Source organism: Streptomyces sp. NPDC002884, from assembly GCF_040295245.1.
GTDB lineage: Bacteria > Actinomycetota > Actinomycetes > Streptomycetales > Streptomycetaceae > Streptomyces.
The window spans coordinates 58375-76508 of sequence record NZ_JBEOVB010000021.1; the positions used below are offsets into that span (position 1 = coordinate 58375).

The window sequence follows — 18134 nt, forward strand, 5'->3', positions numbered from 1 at the left end:
GGACTATCCACCTGTCAGTGCGTAACGTCACGAAACGGGCAGGACTTTGGGCCTGGGGTTTGGTGGCGAAGGGCGCTGAGCTGCGTAAATCCCTCCGGGGAGGGAGATAGGTCACATCCTGGGGGAGATTGGATCACAAAACGGCCCGGAGTCCAGGGGCTTTCCGGACTCCGGGCTGATCCGTCACCGCAGGTGCCGGCGCGGTCACGCAGGGCCCCTGCCGGGGGCCTGCGGCCGGGTGTTCAGCTCAGGCGCTCGATGACCATGGCCATGCCCTGGCCGCCGCCGACGCACATGGTCTCCAGACCGAACTGCTTGTCGTGGAACTGGAGGGAGTTGATGAGCGTGCCGGTGATGCGGGCGCCCGTCATGCCGAAGGGGTGGCCGACGGCGATGGCGCCGCCGTTGACGTTCAGCTTGTCCAGGTCGATGCCGAGCTCGCGGTAGGAGGGGATCACCTGGGCGGCGAACGCCTCGTTGATCTCGACCAGGTCGATGTCGTCGATGGTGAGACCGGCCCGGCGCAGGGCCTGGTTGCTCGCCTCGACCGGGCCCAGGCCCATGATCTCGGGGGACAGGCCGGAGACGCCGGTCGACACGATGCGGGCGAGCGGGGTGAGACCGAGCTCGCGGGCCTTGGTGTCGCTCATGACGACGACCGCGGCGGCACCGTCGTTCAGCGGGCAGCAGTTGGCGGCGGTCACCATGCCGTCGGGGCGGAAGACCGGCTTCAGGCCCTGGACGCCCTCCAGCGTGACGCCGGCGCGCGGGCCGTCGTCCTTGCTGACGACCGTGCCGTCGGGGAGCGTCACCGGGGTGATCTCCCGCTCCCAGAAGCCGTTCTTGATGGCTTCCTCGGCGAGGTTCTGCGAGCGGACGCCGAACTCGTCCATGTCCTGGCGGGTGACGCCCTTGAGGCGGGCGAGGTTCTCGGCGGTCTGGCCCATCGCGATGTACGCGTCCGGGACGAGGCCGTCCTCGCGCGGGTCGTGCCAGCTGGTGCCCTCCTGCGCGGCGACGGCCGCGGTGCGGGCCTCGGCCTCGGCGAAGAACGGGTTGCGGGTGTCGGGCAGGCTGTCGGAGTTGCCCTTGGCGAACCGGGAGACCAGCTCGACACCGGCCGAGATGAAGACGTCGCCCTCGCCGGCCTTGATGGCGTGCAGCGCCATGCGGCTGGTCTGCAGGGACGAGGAACAGTAGCGGGTGATCGTGCAGCCGGGGAGGTGGTCCATCCCCATCTGCACCGCCACGATGCGGCCGAGGTTGTTGCCCTGCTCGCCGCCGGGCAGGCCGCAGCCGAGCATCAGGTCGTCGATGTCCCTCGGGTCCAGCTCGGGGACCTTGGCGAGGGCCGCCTGGATGATCGTGGCGGTGAGGTCGTCCGGGCGCAGGTCCTTCAGGGAGCCCTTGAAAGCGCGGCCGATGGGCGAGCGGGCGGTCGAGACGATGACTGCTTCGGGCATCACGGCTCCATTGGCGGGGGTGCGTACGGTGGTCGGCTGCTTGGGAAGTTACCCGTACGTATGGCCGAGGTCACTGGTGTGGCCGTGTGACTCGCGCCGCAATTTACTAAGCGCTTGCTTGGGTCGCCGGCGATGGGCCGGGCGGGTGCGGGCGGGGCGGCGCACCGGGTCCGGGGGCTGCCGCCCCCGGACCCCTGCTTCGGCCCTGGACGGGCCTCGCCCTCACACGCCGGACTGGCTGATGGGGGACGTCGGTTCCGATTCCGACACCCGCCGCCTGCGGCGGCGCTTGAGGAGGGCCCACGGGCCTCGGGGGCCCGTCGGCATCGCTGCCGTGACCTCCGTGCCGGCCTCCGAGGCCGCTTCCGCCGCCGCCCGGGCCACCGGCAGGAAACCCTCGCGGCGCGAGACGTCCGGGCGCTCCTCCTCCGCCGGCCAGAGGCCGAGGGCCGCGCAGACCGTGGGCAGGACCGCCATCGCCGCCGTCGCGTACCCCTCCGCCGAGGGGTGGTAGTGGTCGGGGCCGAACAGCTCGCTCGGATTGGCCTCGAACTCGGGGCCCAGCAGGTCGCCCAGGGAGACCGTGCGGCCGCCCTGCTCGACGGCGCCGATCGTCTGGGCGGCCGCGAGCTGGCGTGAGGCCCGGCGGGCCAGCCAGCGCAGCGGCTGCTGGACCGGCTCGATCGTGCCCAGGTCGGGGCAGGTGCCGACGACGACCTCGGTGCCGGCCGTACGCAGCCGCCGTACCGCCGAGGACAGGTGGCGGACCGAGCGGGTGGCCGGCATCCGGTGGGTGACGTCGTTCGCGCCGATCATGATCACGCAGACGTCGGGCACCTGATCGGAGTCGCCGAGCACCAGCGCGACCTGGCGGTCGAGATCGTCGGACTGGGCGCCCGGGAGCGCCACGTTGCGCAGTTCCACGGGGCGCTCGGCGACCGCCGCCAGACCCGCGGCCAGCAGTGCGCCCGGGGTCTGCCCGGAGCGGTGGACGCCCTGGCCGGCCGCCGTGGAGTCGCCCAGCATCGTCAGGCGCAGGGGTTCCTTGCCGGGTCCGGGCGCGTCGTAGGCGAGGCCGTAGCGGCCGTCCGCCTGGGGGACGTGCGGATGCGTCCCGTTGTTCACCTGGCGCCGCGCCAGGTGCATCTCCGCCACTACCAGCCCGACCGCCGCCGCCCCGGCCAGTCCGATGCCGCCGCCGCCATAGGCCGCGCCGGCCGCGATGCGCCGGGCCACTCTCGCCCTCGACATGCTCGTCATGCCTCGACGCCACCTCCTTGTGTCCGTACACCCACTCCTTGCCCCGTACGGACCGTCGCCCAATCTCCACCAGGAGTGAACCTGCCGCCCGGTCGCCGCCCGGGCCGTACCCTGGCGTAACCACTACGACCACTGTTTTTGCAAGCAACCGGAGACAACGGTGCAATTCCACGACTCGATGATCAGCCTCGTCGGCAACACCCCGCTGGTGAAGCTCAACAGCGTGACCAAGGGCATCCAGGCGACCGTCCTGGCCAAGGTGGAGTACTTCAACCCGGGCGGTTCCGTGAAGGACCGCATCGCCCTGCGCATGATCGAGGCGGCGGAGAAGAGCGGGGAACTCCTGCCCGGCGGCACGATCGTCGAGCCGACCAGCGGAAACACCGGGGTCGGGCTGGCCATCGTGGCGCAGCAGAAGGGGTACCACTGCATCTTCGTGTGCCCCGACAAGGTGAGCACCGACAAGATCAACGTGCTGCGGGCGTACGGCGCCGAGGTCGTCGTGTGCCCCACCGCCGTGGACCCCGAGCACCCGGACTCCTACTACAACGTCTCCGACCGGCTGGTGCGGGAGACGCCGGGCGCGTGGAAGCCGGACCAGTACTCCAACGCGAACAACCCGCTCTCCCACTACCACTCCACCGGCCCTGAGCTGTGGGAGCAGACGGAGGGGCGGATCACCCACTTCGTCGCCGGCGTCGGCACCGGTGGCACCATCTCCGGGACCGGGCGCTATCTGAAGGACGCCAGCGAGGGCCGGGTCCAGGTCGTCGGCGCCGACCCCGAGGGGTCCGTGTACTCCGGCGGGTCCGGGCGGCCCTACCTCGTCGAGGGCGTCGGCGAGGACTTCTGGCCGACCGCCTACGACCGGACCGTCGCCGACGAGATCGTCCCGGTGTCCGACAAGGACTCCTTCCAGATGACCCGGCGGCTCGCGAAGGAGGAGGGGCTGCTGGTCGGCGGCTCCTGCGGGATGGCCGTGGTGGCCGCCCTGCGCGTCGCCGAGCGGCTCGGGCCGGACGACGTCGTGGTCGTCCTGCTGCCCGACAGCGGTCGCGGGTACCTCTCGAAGATCTTCAACGACGAGTGGATGGCCGACTACGGCTTCCTCGAGGACGAGGGCCCCAGCGCCCGCGTCGCCGACGTCCTCAACGACAAGGTGCACGGCGCGATCCCGTCCCTCGTCCACATGCACCCGGACGAGACCGTCGGCGAGGCCATCGAGGTGCTGCGCGAGTACGGCGTCTCCCAGATGCCGATCGTGAAGCCCGGCGCCGGTCACCCGGACGTCATGGCCGCCGAGGTCGTCGGGTCGGTCGTGGAGCGGGAGCTGCTCGACGCGCTGTTCACCCAGCGGGCCTCCCTCGACGACCCGCTGGAGAAGCACATGTCCGCCCCGCTGCCGCAGGTCGGCTCAGGTGAGCCGGTCGGCGACCTGATGTCCGTGCTGGGCACCGCGGACGCGGCGATCGTCCTCGTCGAGGGCAAGCCCACCGGGGTCGTCAGCCGCCAGGACCTGCTGGCCTTCCTGGCCAAGGGCGGGAAGTGACTTCTGGCCGGCGAGGGCCGAAACCTCCGGGAAACCTCCGGTGAACGGCCCCCGTGGGCGCTGAACTTCCGTTTGCCTACCGAAATGGTGGACTTCGCGGAAGTGGTACGAGCGTGTCACGTGCACGCAGCACCCGGTTAACACGCGTCCTGCATATTTATGGATGTCGGCAGGGCGGGAGCGGCTCCCCGCCCCACCGGCACCCAAACGGCGTCACGGACCTCCGGAGCGGCTCCCGGACCTCCACCGACGCCACGGACGCGCAAGCCCGGCCTGACCCGGCCCGCGTCCCTCGCGGGGACCGCCGTCGTCCCGCCCCCCGGCAACGGGGGTGCGGCGGTCCCCGCGCAAGCTTCCGCCGTAGGGCCTGTCCGCCGGACAGGCCCTACGGCGCTGTCCGCGCCGGCGTCGCCTTCCAGCTGCCGAGGAACCGCAGCCGCTCCTCCGTCTCGGAGCCCGCTTCCGGGGTGTAGACCAGCAGCGACCGGTCCGGGTCCGCCGAGACCGCCAGCGTCTCGTACGGGAGGGTCAGCAGGCCCGCGACCGGGTGCTGGATCCGCTTCACCCCGTACGCGCACTCCCGGACCGGATGTTCGGCCCACAGCCGCCGGAAGTCGTCGCTCTTCAGCGAGAGTTCCCCGACCAGGGCGGTCAGCCGGCGGTCGTCCTGGTGATGGCCCGCCAGCATCCGCAGATGCGCGACGCACTGGACGGCCACCGCGGACCACTCCGGGTAGAAGTCGTGGGAGCCGGGGTCGAGGAAGACGTGCCGCGGGATGCTGCGGTCCTGGGGCGGGGTGCGGCTGTAGCCGAAGACCGCGTCGGCGAGCGCGTTCCACGCCAGCACGTCCATCCGCTGGTCCAGCACGAAGGCCGGGGTGCGCTCCATGCTGTCGAGCAGCGACCGGACGCCCGCGCGGACGCGGGGCGCGGCCGGCCGCCCGGCCGGCCTGCGGGGGCGGGCGACGGCGCGCAGATAGGCGTGCTCCGTCTCGTCCAGGCGCAGTACGCGCGCCACGGCGTCCAGGACCGCGTCGCTGACTCCCCCCGACTTCGTCCGGGAGGGACCCCCGGGGCCCCTGCCCTGCTCCAGGCGGATGTAGTAGTCGACGCTCACTCCGGCCAGCTGCGCCACCTCCTCGCGACGCAGACCGGGCACGCGCCGTCGCCCGTACGAGGGCAGTCCGACCTCCTCCGGCTGGATGCGGGCGCGGCGCGAGCGCAGAAAGTCTCCGAGATCCCCGTCCATGCGTTCGATGGTAGGGGAGCGGCGGGCCGCGAACCTGGTACTGGCAGACCCAGGAAAAGCGCATCCCTGGGTAGCGCGGACGCGGACGGCGAGGGTGGTGCGTGCCGCCGGGGAACCGCCCCGGCCCGCTTCTCCCAGGAGCAACAGATGTCGTACGAGACCCCTTACACGAGCCTGGCCGGTCGTACCGCCGTCGTCACCGGGGCCGCCAGCGGTATCGGTGAGGCCGCCGCCGCGCTGCTCGCCGCCTCGGGTGCCCGGGTCGCGCTGCTGGCCCGGCGCGGGGACCGGCTGGAGGCGGTCGTCGAGAAGATCCGCGCCGACGGGGGCGAGGCCCTGGCCGTCGTCGCCGACGTCACCGACGACGCGTCGGTGGACGCGGCCGCCGCCAGGATCCGCGCGGCCTACGGGAACGTCGACCTGGTCGTCAACAACGCCGGCGTCATGCTGCCCAACCCCGTCGACGACGGCCGGATCGACGAGTGGCGGCGGATGCTCGACACCAACGTCACCGGAGTGCTGCGGGTGATCCGGGCCTTCACCGGGGACCTGGTGGGCGCCGCCGCCGAGGGGCGGCCCGCGGACCTGGTGAACATCTCGTCCATCGCCGCGCACATCGCGTTCCCGAACTACGGGGTGTACGGCGCCACCAAGGCGGCCGTCACCCATCTCTCCCAGGCCCTGCGCGTCGAGTTCGGGCCGCGGGACGTGCGGGTCACCAACGTGGAGCCGGGACTGACGGAGACCGAGCTGGCGACGCACCTGGACAACGCCGAACTGGCCGGGCAGCTGGACGGCATGTTCGACGCCGTCGGCGGGCTGTCCGCGGCCGAGGTCGCCGACGTGGTCGCCTACGCGACCAGCCGCCCGCGGCACGTCAACCTGCGGCAGATCATGGTGCTGCCGACCCGTCAGGCGTGAACCCCGGCCCCGGCCCGGGTCACTCCTCCCAGTCGCCGCCCTTCGAGGAGCGGCGACGGGAGCCGAAGAGACCGGGGTGGGAGCGGGCGGCCTGGACCGCGTTGACGCCGACGATGCCCACCCAGGAGACGATCAGGCCGGGCAGGTGCGCGGTGCCCGCGCCGATCGCGGACAGCGGGACCGCCAGCACCAGCGAGACGATCCCGAAGCCGAAGCGCTCGCCCCACGAGTCCGTCGCCCTGGGCGAGCGGGCGTCCCGGGCCGCCACCATCTGCTGCTCCGCGAACTGCCGCCGCACCCGGCGCTCCACCGCGGCGTCGATGCGCTGGTCGACCTTCTCCAGGAACGAGTCCACCAGCGCGGACTCGTACTCCTCGCCCAGCTCCCTGCGGGTCTGCAGGGTGGCGTCGAGGTCCTTCTTGAGGTCCGTGTCCCGCGCTTCCATGGTGGTCTCCCATCCCGTCATACGACCAGGCTAGGGAGCGGGCGCGCCCGCCGCACTGGGGATAGCCCCCCTGTCCGCGGTGGGGTTCGGCACCGGGGGAGGACCGCACCGGGGGAGGACGGCACCGGGGGAGGACGGCGGCGGGGGCGGGCCTACTTCGTCAGCCCGTGCTGCTTCGCGTACGCGTCGGCCACGTCCTCCGGGTCCTTCTTGTCCTTGTCCACCTGGCGGTTGAGCTCGGTGAGCTGGGCCGTGGTGAGGACGTTGCCGAGCTTCGCGAGGGCCTTGCGGACGGTGGAGTCGGCCTTGCGGTCGGCGATCAGCGGGACGATGTGCTGGCCCGGGATCAGGTTCTCGGGGTCGGTCAGCACCACCCAGTCGTTGGCCACGATGTCCGTGTCGGTGGTGAACAGGTTCGCCACGTCGACGTCGCCCTTCTTCAGGGCGCCCTTGACCAGCGGACCGGAGGAGTCGAGGGACCTGAACTCCTTGAACTCCACCCCGTAGACGTCCTTGAGGCCCACGACGCCCACCTGGCGGGTCTTGACCTCGGGCGCCGCGCCGACCACCAGCCTGCCGATCTGCTTCTTCAGGTCGGCGAGGGAGACCAGCCCGTACTTCCTGGCCGTCTCCTTCGTGACGACGAAGGCGTCCGAGTCCTCGGCCCTGCCGTACGGCAGTACCTGCAGGCCGGCCGGGAGGGCGACGGCGAGGGCGTTCTGCATCTCGCCCTCCTCGGTGGCCGTCGCCTTCGGGTCGAGGTAGTGCAGCAGGGCGCCCTGGTACTCGGGCAGCAGGTCGATGTCGCCGCCCCTGAGCGCGGGGATGAGGATCTCGCGGGTGCCGAGGTTGGGACGGACCTTCACCTTCACGCCGGCCGCCTCCAGGACGGCCGCGTAGAGGTGGCCCAGCACCTGGTTCTCGGTGAAGTTGGCGGTGCCGATGGTGACCCCGTCCTTGCTGGAGCCGCCGCCGGCGGAGGTGGTGCCCTCGTTGTCGAGGGAGGTGATGCCGCTCGCGCAGGCGGTCAGCGCGGGGACGGTCGCGGCCGCGAACAGGCCGCCGAGGATCGTGCGTCGGTTCATTTCGCTGACTTCCCTAGGCGGTCTGTGCGGGGCGGTGTCGGAAGAGGAGGCGCTGGAGGCCGGAGAGCGCCAGGTCCAGGGCGATGGCGACGGCGGCGACCAGGACCGCGCCGCCGAGCACCTGGACGAGGTCGCGCTGGGCGAGGCCGTCGAAGACGTAGCGGCCGAGGCCCCCGAAGGAGACGTACGCGGCGATCGTGGCCGTGGCGACGACCTGGATGAGCGCGAGGCGCAGGCCGGTCATGATCAGCGGGAGGGCCAGCGGCAGCTCCACCTGGAGCAGGACCTGGTGGCCGCGCATGCCCTGCCCGCGGGCCGCGTCCTTCACGTCCGGGTCGACGGCCGTCATCCCGGCGTAGGTGTTGGTGACGATCGAGGGGACCGCGAGGGCGACCAGCGCGACGTAGACCGGCAGCATCGACAGTCCGCCGGCCAGGAAGACGAGGACGACCAGGCCGACGGTCGGCAGCGCGCGGCCGAAGGAGGCCAGGTTGATCGCGACGAACGCGCCCCGGCCGGTGTGCCCGATCAGCAGGCCGAGGGGGAGGCCGATCGCGGTCGCGACGAGGGTGGCCAGCAGCGAGTACTGGAGGTGTTCGGCCAGGCGGTGCGCGATGCCGTCCGAGCCGGACCACTGGGCACCGCTGGTCAGCCAGCCGCCGAGGTTCTTGATCAGTTCGTACATCAGGCTCGCCGCCTCTTCCACGGGGTGAGGAGGTACTGGACGCCGACCAGGGCCGCGTCGGCGACGACCGCGAGGAGGATCGTGAGGACCACGCCCGCGATCACCGGCGTCGGGAAGTTGCGCTGGAAGCCGTCGGTGAAGAGCTGGCCGAGACCGCCGTCACCGATGTAAGTGGCGACGGAGACCAGCGAGATCGACATGACCGTGGCGATGCGGACGCCCGCCATGATCACGGGGAGCGCGAGCGGGAACTCGACGGTGAGGAGCGTGCGCAGGGGGCGCGTGCCCATCGCCTTGGCCGCCTCCTTGGTCTTCGCCGGCACCGAGTCGAGGCCCTCGACCGTGTTCCGCAGCAGCACGACCAGGGTGTAGACGGTCAGGCCGATGACGGTGGTGGTGCGGGTCAGGCCGCTGACCGGCAGCAGCAGAACGAAGATCGCGATCGAAGGGATCGTGAACAGCACGTTCGACAGACCGAGCAGGAAGCCGCGCAGGGGGCGCACCCGGTGGGCGACGACCGCGAGGGGGAGGCTGATCAGCAGTCCGAGGAGGACGGCGGTCAGGGCGGCCTGGAGGTGGGAGATCGTGAGGGTGGTCAGGTCGTCGGTGTGCCCGGATATCCAGGACCAGTCGATGGTCATGCGGCCACCCGTGCCTCGGTGTGGGCCCGGCCGGCGTGGGTGTGGATGTCGTCGCGGGACGTCACGCCGGTGAGGACACCGTCGGCGTCCACCCGGGCGACGAGTCCGGTGGGGGCGGCCACCGACTCGTTGAGCGCCGACAGCAGGGAGTCGGAGTCCTTGAGCGGCCGGACCGGCACGTCGGTTCCGGCGGTCGAGGCGGTTCCGTCGGCGGTCTTCGGCGCCCAGCGCAGCGGCCTGCGGGCCTCGTCGAGCACGAGGCGCCAGGGGCCGCCCTCGGGGGCCGGGCCCTGCGGGACGTCCGCGAGGGTCTTCAGCGAGAGCAGCTTCAGACCGCGCTCGGCGCCGAGGAAGTCGGCCACGAAGTCGTCCGCCGGGCGGGCGAGCAGTTCGGCGGGCGAGGCGCACTGGACCAGGTGGCCGCCGGTGCGGAACACGGCGATCTGGTCGCCGAGGCGGACGGCCTCGTCGATGTCGTGCGTGACGAAGACGATGGTCTTGTTCAACTCCTTCTGGAGCCTGAGCAGTTCGTCCTGGAGCTGGGTGCGGACCACCGGGTCGACGGCGCCGAACGGCTCGTCCATGAGGAGCACCGGCGGGTCGGCGGCGAGCGCGCGGGCCACCCCGACGCGCTGCTGCTGGCCGCCGGAGAGCTGGTGCGGGTAGCGGCGGCCGGCTTCGGCGGACAGACCGACGGTCTCCAGCAGTTCGGTCGCGCGGGCGCGTGCCCTGCGGCGGCCGTGGCCCAGCAGCAGCGGCACGGTGGCGATGTTGTCGAGCACCGTGCGGTGCGGGAAGAGCCCCGACTGCTGGATGACGTATCCGATGGAGCGGCGCAGCTCGGCCGCGTCCTGGCGGGTGACGTCCTTGCCGCCCACCTCGATCGTCCCGGAGGTCGGGTCGACCATGCGGTTGATCATCCGCAGGGTGGTCGTCTTGCCGCAACCGGAGGAACCGACCAGTACGGTGACGCCGCCCTGCGGCATGTGGAGGGAGAGATCGTGGACCGCCGTCGTGCCGTTGCGGAAGCGCTTGTGGACCGCGTCGAACTGGATCATGAGTTGTCCCTTGCCCGGCTGTATAACGTCATGCAGAGTTCTCGGTAGGTGAATAGCTTGTCAACGGTTCGGTGTTAATCCGAGGTAACGGATGGCCGGCAGGCAAGATCGAGTGTCCGGATTGATGGGAGTTCGTGGCCTTATGTCGTCTCGGATGGTGGACGCCCCTTCTGGGGTCGGCTCCGGTCTCGTCGTCCTCGACGGGATCGCTCTCGGCGTCGCGGACGTCGCGCGCCTCGCCGACCGGGCCGCCCGCCCGGTCCCCGGCACCGAGGCGACGAAGCGGATGACCGAGTCCTGGGACGCCGCCCGGCGGATCGCCGCCACCGGTCGCGTCTACGGCCGCTCCACCGGGGTCGGCGCCAACCGGAACGAGGACGTGCCCACCGAGGCGGCCGCCGAGCACGGACTGCGCCTGCTGCGCAGCCACGCCGGCGCCATCGGCGAGGAACTCCCCGCCCGGCAGGTCCGGGCCATGCTCGCCGTCCGCGCCAACCAACTGCTCGCCGGCGGCGCCGGCCTCAGGCCCGGCGTCGTCACGGCGCTCTGCGAGGCGCTGGAGAGCGGGGCGTATCCGGTCGTCAACGAGTTCGGCTCGGTGGGCACCGGGGACCTGGCGGCGCTGGCACAGGTCGGGCTCGCACTGGTGGGGGAGCACCCGTGGCGCGGCACCGGAGCCCCCGAACCGCAGCAGCTCGACAACAACGACGCCCTCGCGCTCATCAGCAGCAACGCCCTCACCCTCGGCCAGTCCGCCCTCGCCCTGCACGAACTGCGCGGACTCCTGGAGGCCACCCAGGTCGTCGCCGCGCTCTCCCTGCTCGCCGTCGACGGCTCGCACGAGGCGTACGCCGCCCCCGTGCACGCCGCCCGCCCGCACCGCGGCTCCGTCGAGGTCGCCCGCCGGATGCGGGAACTGATCGGCGCGCAGGACCGGCCCACGCCACCCCTCGGCAGGATCCAGGACCCCTACGGCTTCCGCTGCCTGCCCCAGATCCACGGCCCCGCGCACGACGCCGCCGACGCCCTGGAGGAGGTGGTCGGCATCGAGATCAACGCGGCCGCCGAGAACCCGCTCATCTCCCCCGAGGACATGGCCGCCTACCACCACGGCGGCTTCTACCAGGCCCAACTCGCCCTCGCCCTGGACCACTTCAGGCTGGCGCTGACCCAGGTGGCCCGGCTGTCCACCTCGCGTCTGTCGACGCTGAACGAACCGGCCTACACCCGGCTGCGCCCCTTCCTCGCCGACCCCGAGCCCGCCTCCTCCGGCGTGATGATCCTGGAGTACGCCGCCGCTGCCGCCCTCGGTGACCTGCGGGCCTTCTCGGCCCCCGCCTCCCTCGGCCACGCTGTACTCTCCCGGGGCGTCGAGGAACAGGCCAGTTTCGCCTCGCTCGCCGCCCGGCAGACACTGCGCGCCTGTGCCGCGTACCGTCTCGTCGTCGGCTGCGAACTCGTCGCCGCCGTACGGGCGCTGCGCCAGCGCGAGCTGCGGCCCGAGCCGGGACTTCCGGCGGGCCGGGCGCTGGAGCTGGCCGAAGCGGTGCTCGACGCGGAACAGGCCGACCGGCCGCTCACGGACGACGTGCGGGCGGCGGCCGGGCTGCTGGACCGGTTCACGGAGATCTGGAGGGGGAGCGGGGCATGAGCGCGGAGACGGAGATCGGTGGGGGAGTGCCGGGGCCGGGGGCGCCGGGTCCGGGAGGACCGGGGCCGGGGGCGCCGGGTGCCGGTGTGCCGGACAGTCCCGCCGCCCGGCTGCAGGCGCTCTTCGAGGGGCACCGGCTGACACCGACCCAGCGGCGCATCGCGCACAGCATGGTGCGGCGCGCCGCCGACGTGCCCTTCCTGTCCAGCGTGGAGCTGGCCGAACTCGCGGGCGTCAGCCAGCCGTCGGTGACCCGCTTCGCGGTCGCGCTCGGCTTCGACGGCTACCCCGCCCTGCGCAAGCACCTGCGCGAGGTCGCCCCCGCCGAACGGACGGCCGGTCCGGCCTCGTACAACGAGTACCAGCAGGCCGTCGAGGCCGAGATCGAGAACCTGAAGCACCTCGCCGAACTGCTCGCCGATCCCCGGCCGGTGCAGCGGGCGGGCCGGCTGCTGGCGGCCTCCCGCCCGCTTCCCGTGCTCGGACTGCGCGCCGCCGCCTCCCAGGCGTACGGGTTCGCCTACTTCGCCGCCAAGGTCCATCCGGACGTACGGCTGCTGAACGAGGGCGGCACGATGATCCACGACCGGATCGACGCCGCCGTCCGGGCGGGCGCCTCGGCCCTGCTCTGCTTCGCGCTGCCCCGGCATCCGCGCGAGGTCGTCGACACCCTCGCCTACGCCCGGGAGGCGGGGCTGAGCGTGGTGACGGTCGCCGACTCCGCGTTCGCGCCGGTCGCCAAGGTCTCCGACCTGCTGCTGCCGGCCGCCGTCGGCACCGGCCTCGCCTTCGACACGGCGTGCGCGCCGATGCTGCTCGGGCGGGTGCTGCTGGAGGCGATGTGCGACGACCTGCCCGACGCGCAGGCCCGGCTGGAGGAGTTCGACGCGCGGGCGGCGGCACGGGGGCTCTTCGTGGAGTAGACCCGCCCGTGTTCCCCGTCGTGCGCCCCGCCGGGTTCTCCGCCGGGTTTTCTGCCGAGTTCTTTGTCGCGGTCTCTGTCGCGGTCTCTCAGACTCGTCTCACGTTCGCTCACTAGTCTGAGCGGTCACGAGACTGAGCCGGAGAGACCAGGAGGCGGACGTGGCACGCGGAGGGCAGGGGCTGGCTCGGGTGGCCGTCGTCGTACGGGCCGGAGCCGCGCCGTTGTGGTGGTGCGGGGTGTTCGCGGCGGGGGTCGGGGTCCTGGTGCCCGGTCTCACCGGCCGGCGGATCGGGGTGCTGGCCGGGGCCGCGCTCTTCATCGTCGCCGTCGCCGTGGCGGCGTGGCGCGGCCGCAGGCGGCTCACCGCACTCGGCCGCGGCGCCGCCCGGGCCGGCAAGCAGGACGTGCTCCAGGACCGGGCGGTGACCGTCCGCACCTGGCGGCGCGGTCACCGCTGGTGGCTGCTGCTCGCCTTCGTGGCCGCGCTCGGCAGTTCCTTCGCGGTGCCCGCGGCAGCCGGCCTGCTGCTCGCCGGCTGGGGGACGGGGCTGCGGCTGAAGGCCGCCTGGCTCGGCCGCCGCGAGCGGGCCGACGACGCGCTGCTGTGGGTGCGCGTCGACTGGCTGGACCGGCGCGGCGGACGCCCCGCGGGCAAGGCCGTCAAGGCGTACCGCAGCACCGGCATCGCGGCGGGCGACGCGGCCCCGGGCGGGTCCCGTCGCCGCACCGCGGCGCTGGTCTAGCCACGGACCGGTACAGCGGGTCCGGCCGGTCCGGCTAAACCTCGAGGTCCTCCTCGATCTTCTTCAACTGGTGGCGGGCCATCGCCAGGTTGGCCCGCTTGGCGTCCAGGACCAGGTACATGAAGAGTCCGTTGCCGCCGCGGCCGCTGATCAGCCGGATCAGGTGGTACTGGTCGGCCAGGGTGATCAGGATGTCCTCGATCTGGCCCTTGAGACCGAGGTGCTCCATGGTGCGCATCTTGGCGCGCACCACGTCGGTGTTGCCGGCGGCGGCGACGTTCAGGTCGAAGGTCTTGCTGCCGCCCAACGTGCCCAGCGCCATGCCGCTGGTGTAGTCGACGAGCGCCACTCCGGTCGCGCCCTCGATCGAGGCGAGACATTCCTTCAGCGTGGTTTCGGTGTTGGCCATGACTGTGCTCCTCGGTTCCTTCTCAACTATCCGTGGTGGTGCGCGCGTTGGGCGTCGCCGATCCGCGCGCCGATCTGGTCCGTACGATGGGTGGCTTGGCGGGCGTCCGCACGGGCGGCTTCGCGGGGGTCTTCGGCGGCGTCCTGGCCGCCGTCTCGGCGGCGGCCTTCGCCTCCCGCGCCTTTGCTTCCCACGCGTCCACGAGCTCCCCGATGCGGGCCCCGGCCCGGCGGCCCTCCAGATGCAGCCGGCCGACATTGACGCGGTCCTGCGCGAGCAGCGTCAGCACGGCGCTCTCACCGGCCGCGTAGGTCGCGACGTAGCCGTAGACCCCGCGCACGAGCAGCTCGCGGAAGTCGCCCTGGCCGGTCGTGTCCGCCATCCGCACGGCGACGCCGAGGGCGGCGGCGGTCAGCGCGGCCACCACCTCCGGCTCCACACCGGGCGTGTCGTGGGCGAGGACGAGACCGTCCACGCCGGCCGTCAGGGCGCCGGTCAGCTGGGGCACCCGGGCCCGCAGCCGCCGGAGTTCGTCGAGTATTTCCGGCTCGGACACCATCAGCTCGCTCCTCTCGGCGCGCGGTCGCTGCCGTTCAAAGGGCCTCCAGCGCATCCCTGAGCCTTTTCAGCAGAGTGATGTCGGGGTCGTTGACACGGGGCAGGGTGATGCCCGGTGGCGGGTCGGGGTCGGGGGCGACGGGACCTGCGGCGGGAGTCGCGGCCGCCGACCTGGAGCGGAGCGGGGGCGCGCCCGGCGGCGGGCGGTGCGGCCGGGGCGGCGGGAAGAGGGCGGTCAGCAGACCGGCCGCCGCCAGCCGCCGGACGTCCACCAGGGTGTGGAAGGCCTGGCGGCCCAGCTCCCGGGCTATGTCCGTCGCAGTGCGCACACCGTCCACCGAGGCCAGCACCGCGCTCTGCCGGGCGGTCGGCGCGGGCGCCGCGACGGTCTCGGCCCGGCGCAGCGGCGCCCCGTCGGTCAACGGGTCCGGCCACAGCCGGTGCAGCAGCTCGCGCCGGCGCAGCGTCTCGCGCTCGACCGCCTCGACCGGGACCGGCCGGAGCGTGCCCAGCCAGTGCCCGGCGCCGTACCGGAAGTGGCCCGGGGTGCTGCTGGGGGTGAGCGCGAAGTAGGCCGCGTCGTACACCGCCTCCAAGTGGCACAGTTCCAGCGCGCCGCGCGGGACGCGGCCTGCGTCGAGCAGCAGCCGGGCGACGCCGTACTCCTCGTCGGCCCGGTCCACCGCGTCCTGCCAGACGGCGGGGGCCAGGGTGCCGTGGGCCAGGAGGAGCACGTCGAGGCCCGGGGCGAGGGGGCTCTCGGCGTGCACCACGCGGCCCTCGGCGAGGTAGAGCGAGCCGCGCTCCCGCTCCAGGACACCGGTCGCCCGTTCGGCCGCGAGCCGGGTCAGCATCGGGGACAGCCCGCTGCCGCGCTCCCGGGCCGCGGTCTTCTCCCGGACGGGCAGCCGGGGCGGCGGGGTCGTCCCCTGCGGGGGCGTTCTCACCGCGGTCACCCCAGCACCAGCCGTCCGGCCATCTCGCCCAGCCGGATCCGGGCCAGCGCGAGGTTGCCGTCCGGCCGGGCCAGCCACACGTGCAGGAACACGCTGCTGTCGAAGGACGTCGGTACGAAGCGGAGCACGTGATAGCTGTCCCGGTTGCTGATGATCAGGTCCTCGACCGGGGGATCGGCGGCCCCGCCGCCCCCTTGGCCGTCCTGGCTGTCGTGTCTGTCGTGGCCGTCGGGCGCGAACGCCCGCTGCTCCGCCGTGAGCCGGGCCACCTCGGCGGCCTCGGCCGCCGCCGCCTCGTGGTCGCCGCCGGGGAACTCCCCGACCGCGCCGAGGGCCAGCCCGCTCGTCCAGTCGACCAGCGCGGCGCCCCGGGCACCGGGCAGCCGCATGGCCTCCAGTAGACACTCGTCGATTCCGGGCACCGTTGGGCTCCCCTCCCGCCTTCGGTTCGGCTGAGTGATGAAGAAGCTACGCAACGTAGGCGACGAGGGGTGAGTCTTCTGGCATTTTCCAGCGGAACATGCGGCGGGGCGGCTAACGTGGGTCGACTGACCCCGTTTCGGGCCGAATCGGCGCCCCATGCGCCCCTTCTCCACCGTTCAACACCGGCCCACCGGCGCGCGTCAACGGCGCGCACGTCCGCGCGGGGTGGTGAGCGCGAAGACGCGCGCCCCTCTCGCTCCCGTCTTTCCTGTCCCCGTGGCTTTCGCCGCGCCGGGGCACGCTGTGGCCCCGATGTATTGACTAGTCCTATTCATCGAGTCAGGATGTGAATAACAACAGCAACACCCGCCGGGATCACCCATCCGCAAGGAGGCAGACCATGTCAGGACCCCGCCCCGTACGAGCGCCACGCGGTACGGAACTGAGCGCCCTGGGATGGCAGCAGGAAGCCGCCCTGCGGATGCTCCAGAACAACCTCGACCCCGAGGTCGCCGAACACCCCGACAAGCTCGTCGTCTACGGCGGCACGGGCAAGGCGGCCCGCGACTGGCGCTCCTTCGACGCGATGGTCCGCACGCTCAGGACCCTCAAGCAGGACGAGACCATGCTCGTGCAGTCCGGCCGCCCGGTGGGCGTCATGCAGACCCACGAGTGGGCCCCGCGCGTCCTCATCGCCAACTCCAACCTCGTCGGCGACTGGGCCAACTGGGAGGAGTTCCGCCGGCTGGAGCAGCTGGGCCTGACCATGTACGGCCAGATGACCGCCGGTTCCTGGATCTACATCGGCACCCAGGGCATCCTCCAGGGCACCTACGAGACCTTCGCCGCCGTCGCCGCGAAGAAGTTCGCCGGCACCCTCGCCGGCACGATCACCCTCACCGCCGGCCTCGGCGGCATGGGCGGCGCCCAGCCGCTCGCCGTGACGATGAACGACGGCGTGGCCATCTGCATCGACTGCGACCCGCGCGCCATCGAGCGCCGCATCGAGCACCGCTACCTGGATGTCAGGGCCGACAGCCTGGACCACGCGCTCCAGCTGGCCGTCGAGGCCCGCGACCAGCGCAAGCCGCTCTCCATCGGCGTCCTCGGCAACGCCGCCGAGCTGCTCCCGCAGCTGCTCGCGATGGGCGCCCCCGTCGACATCGTCACCGACCAGACCTCGGCCCACGACCCGCTCGCCTACCTGCCGACCGGGATCGCCTTCGAGGACATGGCCGACGCCGCCGAGAAGGACCCGGCCGGCTTCACCACCCGGGCCCGCGAGTCGATGGCGCGGCACGTCGAGGCGATGGTCGGCTTCCAGGACGCGGGAGCCGAGGTCTTCGACTACGGCAACTCCATCCGCGGCGAGGCCCAACTCGCCGGATACGACCGGGCGTTCGCCTTCCCCGGCTTCGTCCCCGCCTACATCCGCCCGCTCTTCTCCGAGGGCAAGGGCCCCTTCCGCTGGGCGGCCCTGTCCGGCGAGGCCTCCGACATCCACAAGACGGACAAGGCGATCCTCGACCTCTTCCCGGAGAACGAGTCGCTGCACCGCTGGATCAAGCTGGCCGGCGAGCGCGTCCACTTCCAGGGCCTGCCCGCCCGCATCTGCTGGCTCGGCTACGGCGAGCGCGACAAGGCAGGCGAGCGCTTCAACGACATGGTGGCGTCGGGCGAACTGGCGGCCCCGCTGGCCATCGGCCGCGACCACCTCGACTGCGGTTCCGTCGCCTCCCCGTACCGCGAGACCGAGGCCATGCTCGACGGCTCCGACGCCATCGCCGACTGGCCGCTGCTGAACGCCATGGTCAACGTGGCCTCGGGCGCCTCCTGGGTCTCCATCCACCACGGCGGCGGCGTCGGCATGGGCCGCTCCATCCACGCCGGCCAGGTGTCCGTGGCCGACGGAACCAAGCTGGCCGGCGAGAAGATCCGCCGCGTCCTCACCAACGACCCCGGCATGGGCGTCATCCGGCACGTGGACGCCGGCTACGACATCGCGGAGTCGGTCGCGGACGAGCGGGGCGTGCGGGTGCCCATGCGTGAAGGTGACGACGCGTGACCCTTCCGGGAGACGAGCGGGGCGGCAACGGTCCGGCGGGGGCCGAGC

General features: G+C 72.5%; 18 protein-coding genes. 6 read left to right on the forward strand and 12 right to left on the reverse strand.

What is annotated here, in order from left to right; translation table 11 throughout:
* Positions 1-242: 242 nt before the first annotated feature.
* Together ABT070_RS31570 and ABT070_RS31575 are read right to left on the reverse strand one after the other, a co-directional pair.
* Positions 243-1463 carry an acetyl-CoA C-acetyltransferase gene (locus tag ABT070_RS31570; protein WP_351765575.1) on the reverse strand — a complete coding sequence of 407 codons (1221 nt, stop codon included), beginning with the start codon at positions 1461-1463 and terminating at the stop codon, positions 243-245.
* Between the two features lie 222 nt (positions 1464-1685).
* Positions 1686-2723, reverse strand: a complete 1038-nt coding sequence (locus ABT070_RS31575; RefSeq protein ID WP_351765578.1) for an SGNH/GDSL hydrolase family protein — start codon at positions 2721-2723, stop codon at positions 1686-1688.
* A 160-nt stretch (positions 2724-2883) separates the two neighbouring features.
* Between ABT070_RS31575 and ABT070_RS31580 the strand changes: the two genes are divergently transcribed.
* Positions 2884-4272 (forward strand): cystathionine beta-synthase, encoded by a 1389-nt coding sequence (locus tag ABT070_RS31580; protein WP_351765580.1) that lies wholly within the window; start codon positions 2884-2886, stop codon positions 4270-4272.
* A gap of 385 nt (positions 4273-4657) precedes the next feature.
* On the opposite strand, the gene ABT070_RS31585 is transcribed toward ABT070_RS31580, so the two are convergent.
* Positions 4658-5521, reverse strand: coding sequence for a helix-turn-helix transcriptional regulator (locus ABT070_RS31585; RefSeq protein WP_351765582.1), 864 nt, complete (start codon positions 5519-5521; stop codon positions 4658-4660).
* A 147-nt stretch (positions 5522-5668) separates the two neighbouring features.
* On the opposite strand from ABT070_RS31585, the gene ABT070_RS31590 reads away from it, so the two are divergent.
* Positions 5669-6442, forward strand: coding sequence for an SDR family oxidoreductase (locus ABT070_RS31590; protein WP_351765584.1), 774 nt, complete (start codon positions 5669-5671; stop codon positions 6440-6442).
* 19 nt (positions 6443-6461) lie between these two features.
* Here ABT070_RS31590 and ABT070_RS31595 read toward each other — a convergent pair whose 3' ends face one another.
* From ABT070_RS31595 to ABT070_RS31615, 5 genes are all read right to left on the reverse strand, one after another.
* Positions 6462-6887 carry a hypothetical protein gene (locus tag ABT070_RS31595; protein WP_351765702.1) on the reverse strand — a complete coding sequence of 142 codons (426 nt, stop codon included), beginning with the start codon at positions 6885-6887 and terminating at the stop codon, positions 6462-6464.
* Positions 6888-7039: 152 nt separating this feature from the next.
* Complete coding sequence (locus ABT070_RS31600; RefSeq protein ID WP_351765586.1) at positions 7040-7972, reverse strand: ABC transporter substrate-binding protein; 933 nt, start codon at positions 7970-7972, stop codon at positions 7040-7042.
* Positions 7973-7985: 13 nt separating this feature from the next.
* Positions 7986-8657 (reverse strand): ABC transporter permease, encoded by a 672-nt coding sequence (locus tag ABT070_RS31605; RefSeq protein ID WP_351765588.1) that lies wholly within the window; start codon positions 8655-8657, stop codon positions 7986-7988.
* A complete protein-coding gene (locus ABT070_RS31610; protein WP_351765590.1) occupies positions 8657-9298 on the reverse strand; it encodes an ABC transporter permease in 642 nt (213 codons plus the stop codon). The genes ABT070_RS31605 and ABT070_RS31610 overlap by 1 nt, the downstream gene beginning before the upstream one ends.
* Positions 9295-10356 carry an ABC transporter ATP-binding protein gene (locus ABT070_RS31615; protein ID WP_351765592.1) on the reverse strand — a complete coding sequence of 354 codons (1062 nt, stop codon included), beginning with the start codon at positions 10354-10356 and terminating at the stop codon, positions 9295-9297. The genes ABT070_RS31610 and ABT070_RS31615 overlap by 4 nt, the downstream gene beginning before the upstream one ends.
* 142 nt (positions 10357-10498) lie before the next feature.
* Here ABT070_RS31615 and ABT070_RS31620 point away from each other — a divergent pair, with 142 nt between their 5' ends.
* The 3 genes from ABT070_RS31620 (at position 10499) to ABT070_RS31630 (ending at position 13675) form a co-directional block, all read left to right on the forward strand.
* Positions 10499-12007, forward strand: coding sequence for an aromatic amino acid ammonia-lyase (locus ABT070_RS31620; protein WP_351765594.1), 1509 nt, complete (start codon positions 10499-10501; stop codon positions 12005-12007).
* Positions 12004-12930 (forward strand): MurR/RpiR family transcriptional regulator, encoded by a 927-nt coding sequence (locus ABT070_RS31625; RefSeq protein WP_351765596.1) that lies wholly within the window; start codon positions 12004-12006, stop codon positions 12928-12930. Before ABT070_RS31620 ends, ABT070_RS31625 begins: the two co-directional genes overlap by 4 nt.
* 160 nt (positions 12931-13090) lie before the next feature.
* Positions 13091-13675, forward strand: coding sequence for a hypothetical protein (locus tag ABT070_RS31630; RefSeq protein WP_351765598.1), 585 nt, complete (start codon positions 13091-13093; stop codon positions 13673-13675).
* 34 nt (positions 13676-13709) lie between these two features.
* On the opposite strand, the gene ABT070_RS31635 is transcribed toward ABT070_RS31630, so the two are convergent.
* The 4 genes from ABT070_RS31635 to ABT070_RS31650 are packed head-to-tail and all read right to left on the reverse strand — an operon-like array spanning position 13710 to position 16020.
* Positions 13710-14084 (reverse strand): roadblock/LC7 domain-containing protein, encoded by a 375-nt coding sequence (locus ABT070_RS31635; protein ID WP_054244176.1) that lies wholly within the window; start codon positions 14082-14084, stop codon positions 13710-13712.
* 22 nt (positions 14085-14106) lie between these two features.
* Positions 14107-14643, reverse strand: a complete 537-nt coding sequence (locus tag ABT070_RS31640; protein ID WP_351765600.1) for a roadblock/LC7 domain-containing protein — start codon at positions 14641-14643, stop codon at positions 14107-14109.
* Positions 14644-14677: 34 nt separating this feature from the next.
* On the reverse strand, positions 14678-15598 hold the full coding sequence (locus ABT070_RS31645) for a transcriptional regulator (protein WP_351765602.1): 921 nt from the start codon (positions 15596-15598) through the stop codon (positions 14678-14680).
* The gene (locus ABT070_RS31650; RefSeq protein ID WP_351765604.1) at positions 15595-16020 is read right to left on the reverse strand and encodes a hypothetical protein; all 426 of its coding nucleotides are present in this window, start codon (positions 16018-16020) and stop codon (positions 15595-15597) included. Before ABT070_RS31650 ends, ABT070_RS31645 begins: the two co-directional genes overlap by 4 nt.
* Positions 16021-16421: 401 nt before the next feature.
* Here ABT070_RS31650 and hutU point away from each other — a divergent pair, with 401 nt between their 5' ends.
* The gene (gene hutU / locus ABT070_RS31655; protein WP_351765606.1) at positions 16422-18086 is read left to right on the forward strand and encodes a urocanate hydratase; all 1665 of its coding nucleotides are present in this window, start codon (positions 16422-16424) and stop codon (positions 18084-18086) included.
* Positions 18087-18134 lie beyond the last annotated feature (48 nt).